Consider the following 12,993-nt stretch of genomic DNA (forward strand, 5'->3'; position numbering starts at 1 on the left):
ATCAGTCCATCAATACCTTAATGCGAATTGAAAGATACAACTTTTCTTCCATCGCCAGTTCGTAGTTAAATTCTGATTTTAAATACTCTTCTATTTTTATAATAGAATGCTGGAGGGTTAGATCCTTCTCCAAAAAATGTTCATAGATATCTCCGATGTCTTTGTTCTTTATCTTTTCGTTGCATAGCACCCGACAGGAGAAATACTTTAAATGAGTCATGAAGCGAGAGTAGTTGAATGCGTTACGGTCTACTCTTTTTTCGTAAACTTTTTCAATAATATCTGTGATTTGTTGTGAGAACTCTATAATTCTGAGCGATTCATAGTTGGAGGTGTTTTCATAGTTATTTAAAATATGCAGGGCAATGAAACCAATCTCATCATCCGGAAGTCGGATATTAAAGTGTTCATTGACGATGGATAAAGCATCCCGGCTAATAGCATACTCTGACTTATACAATGCTTTTATCTCATCAAGGAATATATTATTGATTTGGATACCTGCAGCGCATCGAGAGATTGCGTTGGAAATATGATCGGCAAGAATGAGTAAAAGTGATGGATTCAACTTTTTGTCAAGATTCATCTCTGCATAACGGACTATATTTTCAGATACAAAAACATAATCGATGTCCACTCGTTCTATCAGTTTGTACAGCTTACCTTTCTCTTCATTTCTGACATAAAAAAACCGGTTAGCAGGATGAGTCGAAACTGGCATACCATTCTTTTTATTGTAACCAACACCGGGACCTGAAATGATGACTTCCTGACCATTCATCGATGCCAGCACACAATTATTGTTCATGACTTTTTCGATGATCATTTCATGGCTCCAAAAAAAAAGGCAAGACAAGTAAGAAGTAATAATCACTTCAAACATTGTCTTGCCTGATTTAACAGTTACAAGATTACTCACTGATGGGTATACCCTACACAGGATTATCTTAAATAAATGAGATGCATGTCCTGTTTTGGGATCAGAATGCCAAATTTAAGGTGCCAACCACACATACAACATACTAATAATTCATATGGTGACTGCATAGGTTAAATATATAATATTTTCCTATGTATAGAGTTGTTCGTCCTTCCTTCAGCAGTGTGTAAATATTACTCGCCAAGCGTCTGTGCAATGTCTTTTTGTACCAGCTTACGCTGCTCAGGCGTGAGGACTTTGCTCAGGTCAAAGTAGTATTTTACGCGGTAATAGCGCGCCTGCTGTTCGATGTTGCCAAACGCGGCAAGCTGCTTCTTGACGGCGGCTTCATCCCATTTTCCGGACTTAATCACGTCAATCAGTACGCCGTCTTTGACGTCGTTCACCGAAATCTGGCTGACATTGGTTTCCAGCTGTTGGTGCAGTTTTTTGATCTGCGCCACCTGGTCGTTGCTCAGTTTAAGGTGTTGTACTATCGGATCCTGGGCTGGAGCCGGGACATTAGATGTGGTTGCTGCAAACGTGCTAAAAGAGGCTCCTGCGAGGGTAGCTGCCAGCAAAGTCATGCGTACGAATTTCTTCATTTTGATATCCTGATAAGGAAATTTACGTGTGATTATCCTGTTCAGAATACGTTGCCTGAGGCATGTCGCCACGCGAATTTGTTTTGCGGTGAGTTACGGAGTGAAACAATCCCGCTACGTGAAAAACGTTCCGTAGCGGGAGAACGGGGGAACTAGAGCATGAAAGCGTCGGCATCCTGCCAGGCAGGAAATTTCTCGCGATACTCGCGCAATGCTGCAAGCGACAGCTCTGCATCAATCCGCGTGGCCTGATGTGGCTCGGCGGTGGCAATGATCTCACCCTGCGGATTAATCACCCGGCTGTCACCGCGATAATGATGGCCGTTACCGTCAGTTCCCACCCGGTTACATCCTGCTACATAAGCCTGGTTCTCAATCGCCCGTGCGGCGAGCAGAACCTGCCAGTGCAGCGAACGCAGTGCAGGCCAGTTGGCGACATACAATGCGAGGTCGTAGTCGTTGCGATTGCGCGACCATACCGGAAAACGCAGGTCGTAACAGACTAATGGCAGAATGCGCCAGCCGCGCCATTCAAAGATAACGCGTTCCTCGCCAGCCTGATAATGCTGATGCTCATCCGCCATTCGGAACAGATGGCGTTTGTCATAGAAATGGACATTGCCTTCGGGTTCAACCAGTAAAAAGCGGTTTACCGGGCCGCGTTCAGACTGGATTGCGGCGCTGCCCGCTATCAGGGCGTTGGTCTGTTGCGCTTTGACGTGCATCCAGTCAACAACCTCTTCCTGCGAAAGCGACGTACTGGCCGCTTCCATCGCAAACCCGCTGGTAAACATCTCGGGCAATACAATGACGTCACGTCCGGTGATGGTTTCAAGCTGTCGGTCGAAATGGCGTAGGTTGGCAGGGCCATCCATCCAGATCAGCGGTTGTTGCAGAAGCGTAATTTTCAAACCTGGCACGATCGAGGCTCCTCGTTGAACAGCATTTTGACACTGTAGCATGAGCATTCGCGAAAATGTGGCAATAAAAAGCCCCGCGTTAAGCGGGGCTAAAAAGTCGTGCGTGTGTCGTTATGCGGCTTCGACTTTACGCACTTTCTCTGGCAGCTTTACTGGCTGAGTCGCCAGCTCCTCTGGCGCAAAATCATCCACGTTGATACTGCGCAGACGGCTTTCTTCGGCTTTCACCAGAATGGCGGCCTCGTCTTTATCAATCAGCCCTTTTGCCAGCGCGTTACGAGCCAGTTCATCCAGGCGGGTAAACGGCAGGTTTTTACCCAGCTCTTTGCAAATGCGCTGGTGGATAGGGTCGGCGGCAATCACATCCAGCAGTGCTTCTTCCAGTAGGCCGACCGGATTGTATTTGCTCGGCGTCAGGTACTGACCCCGACCGATGCGTGAGCGGGTCGCGCTCGGCACCTGCAAAATCTTCGCAACTTTATGATCCAACTTATCAGAAGGAGCCTGATAGTGGCGACCGGTCGGGAAGATAACCACATTAAGCAACCCGGCAACTAAACGGTTCGGGAAGTTTTGCAGCAGGTCGTCCATCGCCTGTTCCGCTTTATACAACGCATCCTGTACGCCCCAGTGAACCAGCGGCAGGTCGGCTTCATTACGGCCTTCATCGTCATAACGTTTCAGCACGGCAGACGCCAGATACAGCTGACTTAACACATCGCCCAGACGTGCGGAGATACGCTCGCGACGCTTCAGGCTACCACCCAACACGGCCATGGAGACATCCGAGAGTAAGGCCAGGTTGGCGCTCAGACGGTTCAGGTGCTGGTAGTAACGTTTGGTCGCATCGCCGGTTGGCGTGCTGCTGGTGAGTCCGCGCGTCAGGCCGAGCCAGAAACTGCGTACCTTATTGCTGCCAACGTGACCAATATGTTTAAACAGCAGTTTGTCGAACGCATTCACATCGTTATTTTGTGCCGCAGCCATCTCTTCCAGAACGTACGGATGGCAACGAATCGCCCCCTGGCCGAAGATCATCATGCTACGGGTCAGGATGTTGGCGCCTTCAACGGTAATGGCGATTGGCGCGCCCTGATAAGCACGGGCGAGGAAGTTACTTTCGCCAAGCATAATGCCTTTACCACCGGTGATATCCATCGCATCGATGATTGACTGCTGCCCGCGGTGGGTACAGTGATATTTTACGATAGCGGACAGGACCGCCGGTTTTTCACCGAGCATAATGCCGTAGGTAATCAGCGACGCCGCAGCGTCCATCACGTAGGCGTTGCCAGCAATACGCGCCAGCGGCTCTTCAATACCTTCCATCTTGCCGATAGAGATTTTGAACTGGCGACGAATATGCGCATAGGCACCCGTTGCCATAGCGACCGATTTCACGCCACCCGTAGAGTTTGACGGCAGAGTAATACCGCGACCGACAGACAGACATTCCACCAGCATACGCCAGCCCTGACCGGCCATTTTCGGACCACCGATAATGTAATCAATCGGTACAAAGACATCTTTACCCAGCGTCGGACCGTTCTGGAACGGGACGTTCAGCGGGAAGTGACGACGACCAATTTCCACGCCCGGCGTTGAGGTTGGGATCAGCGCACAGGTAATGCCCAGATCTTCTTCACCACCCAGCAGTTTTTCCGGGTCGGAGAGTTTAAATGCCAGGCCCAGTACGGTGGCGATAGGAGCCAACGTGATATAGCGTTTGTTCCAGGTCAGGCGCATACCTAGCACCTGCTGGCCCTGCCATTCACCCATGCAGACCACGCCGGTATCAGGGATCGCCCCTGCATCGGAGCCGGCTTCCGGGCTGGTCAGCGCAAAGCAGGGGATTTCCTGACCACGCGCCAGACGCGGCAAGTAATGATTCTTCTGCTCTTCGGTGCCGTAATGCTGCAACAGTTCACCTGGGCCTAATGAGTTAGGTACGCCGACGGTGATCGCCAGGATCCCAGAAACGCCGGAGAGTTTCTGCAAAACGCGAGCCTGTGCATATGCGGAGAATTCCAGACCGCCATATTCTTTCTTGATGATCATCGCGAAGAAGCGGTGTTCTTTCAGATACGCCCACAGTTCCGGCGGCAGATCCGCTAATTCGTGGGTGATCTGGAAGTCGTTTGCCATGCGACACGCTTCTTCGACCGGGCCGTCAATAAAGGCCTGCTCTTCTGCCGTCAGGCGCGGCTGCGGATAACTGTGCAATTTCTTCCAGTCAGGTTTGCCCTGGAACAGATCGCCTTCCCACCAGGTAGTACCGGCATCAATCGCTTCTTTCTCGGTGCGCGACATCGGCGGCATGACTTTACGAAAACCGCGGAACACCGGCGCAGAGATCATTGATTTACGCATTGGCGTAAAGTTAAACGGAACCAGAATAATGGCCAGAGGAACCAGCAGCCAGACTGACCACAGGCCCGCGACGCCAAGCGCCGCCGTCCATGCGAGCAAAATTACGCTGCTGAGAAACAAGCTCACGCGGTGATAAAACAGGACGCCGAGCAGAACAATCGTTGCGAGAATACTCAAAATCATCATATCGAAAAGCTCCCTTGCTTGTAGGAGGTCTGACCACTTGTGATGATATGGTTGTAGTGTATGTGAATTCTTTTAGCAATGTGTTTACAAAATAATTACAACAACGCTCACATTGTTGTTGTTTTTACCGGCACAAAAAATCAAAAGCCCACTGCATTCCGGCGGCTTGTGCTTCTCGCGTGTAGCGCTATCCGGTACACTGCATCTTGTCATTTACATTCATGCTGAAGGATATCCTCATGTACCAGGATCTTATTCGTAACGAACTGAGCGAAGCGGCGGAAACGCTGGCTAATTTTCTTAAAGATGACGCCAATATTCACGCCATTCAGCGCGCGGCGGTCCTGTTGGCAGACAGCTTTAAAGCCGGTGGTAAGGTACTTTCCTGCGGTAACGGCGGCTCTCACTGCGACGCGATGCACTTTGCTGAAGAACTGACCGGACGCTATCGCGAAAACCGCCCAGGCTATCCGGCAATCGCCATTTCTGACGTTAGCCATATCTCCTGCGTCAGCAACGATTTCGGTTACGATTATATTTTCTCTCGCTACGTTGAAGCGGTAGGACGTGAAGGGGATGTCCTGTTAGGCATTTCGACTTCCGGTAACTCGGCAAACGTGATTAAAGCAATTGCTGCTGCACGCGAGAAAGGAATGAAAGTCATCACCCTGACCGGGAAAGATGGCGGCAAAATGGCCGGCAGCGCAGATATTGAAATTCGTGTCCCGCATTTTGGCTATGCTGACCGTATTCAGGAAATCCATATCAAAGTGATTCATATCCTGATTCAGTTGATCGAAAAAGAGATGGTGAAGTAACTCTACCCGTCATACTTCAAGCTGCAGGTGCGTTGGTTTCACTCAGAAACCCCAGTCACATAGTTATCTGTGCTCCTGGGGATTTAATGAGGGACATCCATGTCCCTCACCGAAGGTAGCCTTTGGCTGTTCAAATTCGTTCCAGACGAATTTGTCCTTCCCTTATCGCCTTCCTGCAACTCGAATTATTTAGGGTATAGCATATTGTTTTATATGCTATTTTAAGTTCTCATTGGCTGTAACAATTACGCCTTCCCGCTTAAGGCGTTTGTGGAGGTGATGTATGTGCGAACTGCTCGGGATGAGCGCCAATGTGCCAACCGATATCTGCTTTAGCTTCACCGGGCTGGTTCAGCGCGGGGGAGGTACCGGGCCGCACAAAGACGGCTGGGGTATTACGTTTTATGAAGGTAAGGGCTGCCGTACGTTTAAAGATCCGCAACCCAGCTTTAATTCGCCTATCGCCAAACTGGTACAAGACTATCCCATCAAATCCTGCTCCGTAATTGCCCATATTCGTCAGGCGAATCGGGGGGAAGTGGCGCTGGAGAATACCCATCCGTTTACGCGCGAACTGTGGGGACGCAACTGGACCTACGCACATAACGGACAGCTCGGCGGCTACAAATCGCTGGAAACCGGTAATTTCCGCCCGGTCGGTGAAACCGATAGCGAAAAAGCGTTCTGCTGGCTGCTACATAAACTGGTTGAGCGGTATCCGCGCACGCCTGGTAACATGGCTGCGGTGTTTAAATATATTGCCGTGCTGGCCGGAGAATTGCGTGAGAAGGGCGTTTTCAACATGTTGCTGTCCGACGGTTGCTACGTGATGGCCTTCTGCTCGACCAATCTGTTTTGGATCACGCGTCGTGCGCCATTCGGCGTGGCAACGTTGCTGGACCAGGATGTGGAAATTGACTTTAGCTCAGAGACCACACCCAATGATGTGGTCACCGTGATTGCCACTCAGCCGCTGACGGGCAATGAAACCTGGCAAAAGATTATGCCAGGTGAATGGGCGCTATTTTGTCTCGGGGAGCGCGTAGTTTGACGCCAGCTGCGGCTGGACGACTTCATGACTCAACGGCTTGCTGACGACGTAACGGCCATCGATGACGGAAACGGTCGGTGGTTTACGCGTCTGTTCAAAGTAGTCGTATCCCGGTTTTAGCTGCGTCCAGAACTCTTTGTAATACGAAAACTTATGACGCTGCATATTGGCGTCAGTCATGCGGAATGGGTAAATGCTCACCTGAACGCTTGACTGTCCGAACACCAGTGCGCCGGTGACAAACTGGAAGATCTCATCAATGCCATTATCGGTCATCGCGTAGCAGCCGACGGAAACGCAGGCGCCGTGGATCATCAGGTATTTACCTTCGTAGCCGTGAGCGCGATCGTAGGCGTTAGGAAAACCGATGTTAATCGCTTTATAGAAGCGGCTATCCGGTTTGAGCTGCCCGCGCTGTACGCTGTAAAATCCTTCCGGGCTTTTAAAATCACCCTGACGCTGTTTCGGTCCTAGCCCGCCGGAATAGTTACAGATCTTGTAGCTGTCGAGCAATTGATACTGTTCGCCCATCTTGACGTACAGATCCAGCGTGCGTTCTTCTTTGAAGATCTGAATATAGACAGGAGAACCCATCAATTGCTGCTTATATTCTTTGCTGACAGGCGTGGTCGGGCTGCTACTGCTCAGCAAACCGGCAAATGAAACGCACGGTAATAAAAGCATCGCAAGAAAAAATGCGATTTTACGCATACTGCTTATTCCTTGATAAAACGGTTACACACGCCAGGACGGCAAATAGAGTCCCCAAATCGGATAAATCTGGATTTGGAGCGCTCACATTAGCACCAAGAGAGTTTTTCGCAAGTCTCTCGTGCTGCGTTTACACTTTAGTTTCTCTTTATACGGAAAATTGGACTTAAAGGCAGTCAGACACTGGCCTATTTTGCTGGCTACCACACTTCATTGGGTCTTATTAATGCAGAATCGCTAATATATTGAATTTAAAAAATTAATTATTTAATAATCGAATATTAAAACGGAACTCCCGGCAATGGCGGTAGACTGCGCCGAACGTGTTTGATCAGGTATTCTTTTTTCATGTCTTTTGCCGCTGCACCCCGACGCCTTTTGCCGGGTCTGCTGTCTTTGTGTGTTGTGTTTTCACTACCGTCTGTCGCCAAAGTTCAGCCTTCCTTATCCGACGCGCATGTAAGCTATGCGGCGCAGTCGCGTATGCGTAACCGTGCCCGACTGCTGAAGCAGTATCACACACGGTTAAAAAAGCAGGCGAGCTACATTGTGGAAGGTAATGCGGAAAGTAAGAAAGCGCTACGCCTACAGAACCGGAGCCTCATTAAGCAGCACCCGGAATGGTTCCCCGGTCCGCTAAAAGCCAGCGATCATCGTTGGCAGGAGCTGGCTGAGAACGATCATTTTCTTAGTAGCGATCATTTGCACAACATCACCGAAGTGGCTATCCATCGTCTTGAGCAGCAACTGGGTAAACCTTACTTGTGGGGAGGGACGAAGCCTGAAGACGGCTTTGACTGTAGCGGGCTGGTGTTCTACGCCTACAATAAAATCCTGGCGGCGAAACTGCCCCGTACCGCGAATGAAATGTATCACTATCGGCGGGCGACGATCGTCGCTAATCGCGATCTGCGTCGCGGTGATTTACTGTTTTTCCATATTCATAGCCGGGATATTGCCGATCATATGGGCGTCTATTTGGGGCAGGGACAATTTATTGAATCGCCACGCACCGGCGAAACGATTCGGGTAAGCACATTGTCCGAACCTTTCTGGCAGGATCATTATCTCGGTGCCCGTCGTATTCTTACGGAAAATACGATTCTTTAATAAATAAGGCGGTACTTTCAGCACCGCCTTACCCAGCGTCAGCTCAATGCCCCCATGATTTTTAATTCCAGCTCATCAGGAACTTCATTATAAGACAGCACCTGTAACCCCGGCGCGAACAGGCGGGCGTAACGTGCGAGCAACGGACGTAACTGCGGTGCGACCAACAATACCGGTTCTTTACCCGCGGCTTTCATTTGTTCTTTTATCTGCGGCATATTGGTCTGGAACTGATTAAGCATATTCGGATCGACCGGTACGCTGTCGAGCATCACTTTGCCACTTTGCTGTGCCTGATTGACCACGTTTGCCAGCAAATTCTCTAGCTCGTTATTGAGCGTGTATACCGCCAACTCATCTTTGCGCACAAATGGATGGGTAATACTGCGACGTAGCGCCAGGCGGACATCTGCCGTCAAAAGAATATGATCTTTGGTGACGGCGCTACTGGCGACCAACACCGTCGCAATTGTTACGATATCGCGTAATGAAACGCCTTCGATAAGTAGCGTCCGATAAACCTTCAACAATTGGCTGTAGTTCAATGCTGCGCTGAGATCTTCCGCCAGTCGTGGGGCCATTGAAGACAGTCGGTTATGCAGTTGGGTAATATCGTCGTAGTTAAACAAGTCGGGAATATAGCTGCGAATGACCTTATTCACATGCGTAGCAATAACGCTGGCGCTATCAATTACCTGATACCCCATATTTAACGCTTTTGCTTTTTGCGCCGCGACTATCCAGGTGACGGGCATGCCGTAAGCCGGATCGTGACCTAAAACGCCGTCTATCTCACCATAGGTTTCGCTGGACGGCAGCGCCATCAGCTTATCCGATGGGATATCCGCTTCATCCGCTTTAATACCGTTTATAAAAATGGCGTACTGGCTGGGTTTAAGCCTGAAGTTTTCGCGGATGCGAATTTCAGGCAATAGCACGCCGTTGCCGTCAGAAATCACCTGTCGCACGCCGCGAATACGCTGGGTCAGCGGATTTCCTTTGGATTTATCTACCAGCGACACCAGCTTATATCCCAGACTCAGGCTAATGGGTTCAATCAGCGGAATGGTTTCCCAACTGACCTGTTGCTCGGTGGTTTCAACGATGGTTTTGGTCAGCGTTTCGAGGTTTTTCTCTTCAGTTTCAGCGACTTTCGGGCGCTTGCTCATACGCCAGGCAGTAAACCCCAGCAGGGCAGTGAAAATCAGGAAAGGGAAGTGAGGCATCCCCGGCACTACCGCCAGCACGAACATAATGCTGGTGGCGGTATAGAGCACGGAAGGGCTGGCCAATAACTGACTACGCACATCAGTCGCGATATCGCCGCTGTCGCTCACGCGGGTAACGATGATTGCCGCCGCCGTCGACAGCAGCAGAGACGGGATCTGCGCGACCAGGCCGTCACCGATGGTCATCAGTACGTATTGCTGGAACGCGGCTTCGGCGCTTAAATCATATTTAAAGATCCCAATGCACACGCCGCCGATCAGGTTGATCGCCAGAATCATCATCCCGGCGATGGCGTCACCACGCACGAACTTCGACGCACCATCCATTGCGCCATAGAAATCTGCTTCACCCGCCACGTCTTTACGTCGCGTTTGCGCCTGTGCCTGGTTAATCAACCCTGCGTTCAGATCGGCATCAATCGCCATCTGCTTACCGGGCATGGCGTCCAGAGTAAAGCGGGCAGACACTTCAGAGATACGTTCCGCACCTTTGGTGACAACGATAAAGTTGATGATCATCAGGATGATGAACACCACAAAACCGACCACAAAGTTACCGCCGATCACCACCTGACCAAAGGACTCAATCACTTTACCGGCCGCGCCTGCGCCCATATGCCCATGCAGTAAAACCACGCGCGTTGACGCCACGTTCAGCGTCAGTCGCATCAGGGTGGTTATCAGCAAAATGGTCGGAAAAAGGCTGAATTCGAGTGGTCGTTTTGCAGAAACGGCCACCAACAGCACCATCACCGCCAGCACGATGTTAAAGGTGAACAGAATATCCAGCAAGGCGGGCGGTAACGGCAGGATCACCATCGCCAGAATACACAGGATCACCAGCGGCACGCCGATATTACCGTTACGCAGCAGTGCCAGGAATTGCTTAGTTGTTTTCGGCATCCAGTTTAAGAACCTCTTTTGGAATGGAAATATGTCTGTTCAGTGAAGGGCGCGCTTGTGAGCCGTCACGCCAGTGTTTCATTTGCAGGACGTAGGTCAGAACGTGGGCAATCGCCCGATAAAGCTGAAACGGAATTTGTTGATTCACCTGGGTGGTGTAATAGACCGAACGTGCCAGCTTTGGAAATTCAACGATTTCAATGTTGCTCTCCGTCGCCACCTGGCGGATAAACAGCGCAATTTCATCTGTTCCTTTGGCGATAACGAAAGGCGCAGCGGCGCGCGACTGGTCATATTGCAATGCCACGGCGTAGTGCGTCGGGTTGACGATCACCACGTCGGCTTTCGGTACAACTTTGCGTATTTGCCCCATCGCCATTTGACGCTGTAAACGTCGGATCCTGGCTTTAACTTCCGGCTTACCTTCCTGATTTTTATATTCTTCTTTAACTTCCTGTTTAGTCATCTTCAGCCCTTTGGTGAACATTTTCTTAGCCAAAGGAACATCGATCAGGGCGAAAAAAATAAACAGGATGACGAAATTGCGCATCACGCTGCTATAAAGCGACAAACCATCGACAATCGCCTGCTTAAAGAACAACTCCTGTAGTCCGAGAAACGCCGCGAAGTTATTGCGCAGGCTAATCCACAGCATGACCAAAAGCACCAGTGCCTTCAGCGTCATCTTGCCGGTATCAACCAGGTGGTCGGTTGAAAGCAGACGCCCGATCCCTTTGAGCGGACTTAACTTGCTGAAGTCCGGTAAAATTTTCTTCGGCAGGAATAACCATCCGCCAGGTACCAGTGAGGCAAACAGGGCGGCGACCGGCATCGGTAACAGCGTCAGGATAAATTTCGCTAAAATCAGCAGATGATGTTCGAGGAACTGGCCGATGATGTCCGGGTCATTAATGTTCTGCGCGTACTGATGTACGCTGATAAAACTTTCGCGTACGAAATCTTCATACCAGGGGAAGCTGCTGGAAATCACCATAAACGCGGCAAACAGACTGGCGGCAAGCCCCATGTCCTTTGAGCGTGGAATCTGACCCTCTTGTCTGGCCTTGCGAAGTTTTTGCGCCGAGGGTTTTTCTGTTTTTTCTTCGCTGCTGTTATCCGCCATAGTGCCCCTTCAGCGCGTCAAGTTGCTGTAAGACGAAATTCGCCAGGTGCAAATAGTGGTCGGGCAGGTTGTAAAGCAAAGTCGCAAAGCAAACCAGCCCTGCCAGCATATTGATAGGAAAACCTAAGGAGTATAGGTTGAGCGGAGGCGCAATGCGGTTAAGCAGGCCAAAGCAGCCCTGTACAATCAGCATGATAAAGGTAGTCGGCAGCGCCAGCAGTGTGGCTGCAGCGAACACCCACCCCAGCGCCAGGGAAATGGTGCGAAGAGATTGTGGATGCAGCGCATTGCCAATCGGCCAGTAGGTAAAGCCTTTGAATAAAATGCTCACCAGCAGCAGATGCCCATCCATCGCAAAGAACAGGATCACCGCGTAAATGTTGATCATTTCCGCCAGTACCGTCGTCGATGCACCGCTGCTGGGATCGTTCATCACCGCCATACTCATCCCCATATTAAACGAGAGGATTTGCCCCGCCAGCTGCAGTGCCAGAAACAAAAACTGCAGCATCAGGCCGAAAAGCATGCCCCACAGGATCTGTTCCACGCTCAGAATAATACTGTTCATCGACAGCAGGCTGGTGGGCACGGGATGCGGGATCAACGGTGTAATAATAAAGGCCAGCGCCAGTGACAAAATAATGCGTACACGCACCGTCAGTGCCGCGTTATCCAGTACCGGCGCGTAGCGAATAAACGCCATAATGCGCACGAAAGGGAACCACATGCCCAGGATCAGGTTGCTTAGCTGCGTAATGTCTGTTTCGCGCATGTCAGTGCACCAGAATGGCGGCCTGAGTGAACAAATGCACGCAGAGATCGCTTAACTGGACGATCATCCATTTCCCGCAAATACCCAATACCGCCAGGGTAACAATTAGCCTGGGTAAAAAGCTGAGCGTTTGCTCGTTAATCTGCGTGACCGCCTGGAAGATGCTGACCAGAATACCGACCAGCAGGCTGGGAACGACTAATACGCAGACCAGGATAATCACGACTTTTATACCGCTGGCGACGATATCGGCTGCTACATCAATAGTTAACATAC

12 protein-coding genes are annotated in these 12,993 nt (G+C 50.5%); 3 read left to right on the forward strand and 9 right to left on the reverse strand.

The window, feature by feature from the left end; translation table 11 throughout:
- Window position 1 precedes the first annotated feature (1 nt).
- From JQ822_RS21885 to fadE, 4 genes are all read right to left on the reverse strand, one after another.
- Window positions 2-826 carry a PRD domain-containing protein gene (locus JQ822_RS21885; protein WP_213135311.1) on the reverse strand — a complete coding sequence of 275 codons (825 nt, stop codon included), beginning with the start codon at window positions 824-826 and terminating at the stop codon, window positions 2-4.
- Window positions 827-1,113: 287 nt separating this feature from the next.
- Window positions 1,114-1,524 carry a Spy/CpxP family protein refolding chaperone gene (locus JQ822_RS21890; protein ID WP_213135229.1) on the reverse strand — a complete coding sequence of 137 codons (411 nt, stop codon included), beginning with the start codon at window positions 1,522-1,524 and terminating at the stop codon, window positions 1,114-1,116.
- A gap of 152 nt (window positions 1,525-1,676) precedes the next feature.
- Window positions 1,677-2,444: an amidohydrolase gene (locus tag JQ822_RS21895; protein ID WP_213135230.1), complete on the reverse strand. Its 768-nt coding sequence runs from the start codon at window positions 2,442-2,444 to the stop codon at window positions 1,677-1,679.
- A gap of 111 nt (window positions 2,445-2,555) precedes the next feature.
- Window positions 2,556-5,000, reverse strand: a complete 2,445-nt coding sequence (gene fadE, locus JQ822_RS21900) for an acyl-CoA dehydrogenase FadE (RefSeq protein ID WP_213135231.1) — start codon at window positions 4,998-5,000, stop codon at window positions 2,556-2,558.
- 239 nt (window positions 5,001-5,239) lie between these two features.
- Between fadE and lpcA the strand changes: the two genes are divergently transcribed.
- Window positions 5,240-5,818, forward strand: coding sequence for a D-sedoheptulose 7-phosphate isomerase (gene lpcA / locus JQ822_RS21905; protein ID WP_096758199.1), 579 nt, complete (start codon window positions 5,240-5,242; stop codon window positions 5,816-5,818).
- Window positions 5,819-6,101: 283 nt separating this feature from the next.
- Window positions 6,102-6,869, forward strand: coding sequence for a class II glutamine amidotransferase (locus JQ822_RS21910; RefSeq protein ID WP_213135232.1), 768 nt, complete (start codon window positions 6,102-6,104; stop codon window positions 6,867-6,869).
- On the opposite strand, the gene dpaA is transcribed toward JQ822_RS21910, so the two are convergent.
- Entirely contained in the window at window positions 6,840-7,580 is a 741-nt protein-coding gene (gene dpaA / locus JQ822_RS21915; protein ID WP_213135233.1) for a peptidoglycan meso-diaminopimelic acid protein amidase, read from the reverse strand. The two genes, JQ822_RS21910 and dpaA, sit on opposite strands and share 30 nt — an antisense overlap.
- A gap of 348 nt (window positions 7,581-7,928) precedes the next feature.
- Between dpaA and JQ822_RS21920 the strand changes: the two genes are divergently transcribed.
- Entirely contained in the window at window positions 7,929-8,690 is a 762-nt protein-coding gene (locus JQ822_RS21920; protein ID WP_213135234.1) for a C40 family peptidase, read from the forward strand.
- 38 nt (window positions 8,691-8,728) lie between these two features.
- On the opposite strand, the gene JQ822_RS21925 is transcribed toward JQ822_RS21920, so the two are convergent.
- Genes JQ822_RS21925 through JQ822_RS21940 form a run of 4 tightly spaced genes read right to left on the reverse strand, consistent with a single transcriptional unit; the run spans window position 8,729 to window position 12,991 of the window.
- Window positions 8,729-10,822 carry a flagellar biosynthesis protein FlhA gene (locus JQ822_RS21925; RefSeq protein WP_213135235.1) on the reverse strand — a complete coding sequence of 698 codons (2,094 nt, stop codon included), beginning with the start codon at window positions 10,820-10,822 and terminating at the stop codon, window positions 8,729-8,731.
- Complete coding sequence (gene flhB, locus JQ822_RS21930) at window positions 10,806-11,945, reverse strand: flagellar type III secretion system protein FlhB (protein WP_213135236.1); 1,140 nt, start codon at window positions 11,943-11,945, stop codon at window positions 10,806-10,808. Before flhB ends, JQ822_RS21925 begins: the two co-directional genes overlap by 17 nt.
- Complete coding sequence (gene fliR, locus JQ822_RS21935; RefSeq protein WP_213135237.1) at window positions 11,935-12,717, reverse strand: flagellar biosynthetic protein FliR; 783 nt, start codon at window positions 12,715-12,717, stop codon at window positions 11,935-11,937. The genes flhB and fliR overlap by 11 nt, the downstream gene beginning before the upstream one ends.
- 1 nt (window position 12,718) lies before the next feature.
- A complete protein-coding gene (locus tag JQ822_RS21940; RefSeq protein ID WP_045440110.1) occupies window positions 12,719-12,991 on the reverse strand; it encodes a flagellar biosynthetic protein FliQ in 273 nt (90 codons plus the stop codon).
- Window positions 12,992-12,993: the final 2 nt, after the last annotated feature.

Origin of the sequence: Citrobacter sp. FP75 (genome assembly GCF_018342065.1) — a bacterium.
Lineage (GTDB): Bacteria > Pseudomonadota > Gammaproteobacteria > Enterobacterales > Enterobacteriaceae > Citrobacter.

Excerpts from the sequence above, each read along its gene's own strand:
- JQ822_RS21885 (WP_213135311.1), bottom strand. The coding sequence starts at position 826 with ATGATCATCGAAAAAGTCATGAACAATAATTGTGTGCTGGCATCGATG.
- JQ822_RS21890 (WP_213135229.1), bottom strand. The coding sequence starts at position 1,524 with ATGAAGAAATTCGTACGCATGACTTTGCTGGCAGCTACCCTCGCAGGA.
- fadE (WP_213135231.1), bottom strand. The coding sequence starts at position 5,000 with ATGATGATTTTGAGTATTCTCGCAACGATTGTTCTGCTCGGCGTCCTG.
- lpcA (WP_096758199.1), top strand. The coding sequence starts at position 5,240 with ATGTACCAGGATCTTATTCGTAACGAACTGAGCGAAGCGGCGGAAACG.
- JQ822_RS21910 (WP_213135232.1), top strand. The coding sequence starts at position 6,102 with ATGTGCGAACTGCTCGGGATGAGCGCCAATGTGCCAACCGATATCTGC.
- dpaA (WP_213135233.1), bottom strand. The coding sequence starts at position 7,580 with ATGCGTAAAATCGCATTTTTTCTTGCGATGCTTTTATTACCGTGCGTT.
- JQ822_RS21920 (WP_213135234.1), top strand. The coding sequence starts at position 7,929 with ATGTCTTTTGCCGCTGCACCCCGACGCCTTTTGCCGGGTCTGCTGTCT.
- JQ822_RS21925 (WP_213135235.1), bottom strand. The coding sequence starts at position 10,822 with ATGCCGAAAACAACTAAGCAATTCCTGGCACTGCTGCGTAACGGTAAT.
- flhB (WP_213135236.1), bottom strand. The coding sequence starts at position 11,945 with ATGGCGGATAACAGCAGCGAAGAAAAAACAGAAAAACCCTCGGCGCAA.
- fliR (WP_213135237.1), bottom strand. The coding sequence starts at position 12,717 with ATGCGCGAAACAGACATTACGCAGCTAAGCAACCTGATCCTGGGCATG.
- JQ822_RS21940 (WP_045440110.1), bottom strand. The coding sequence starts at position 12,991 with ATGTTAACTATTGATGTAGCAGCCGATATCGTCGCCAGCGGTATAAAA.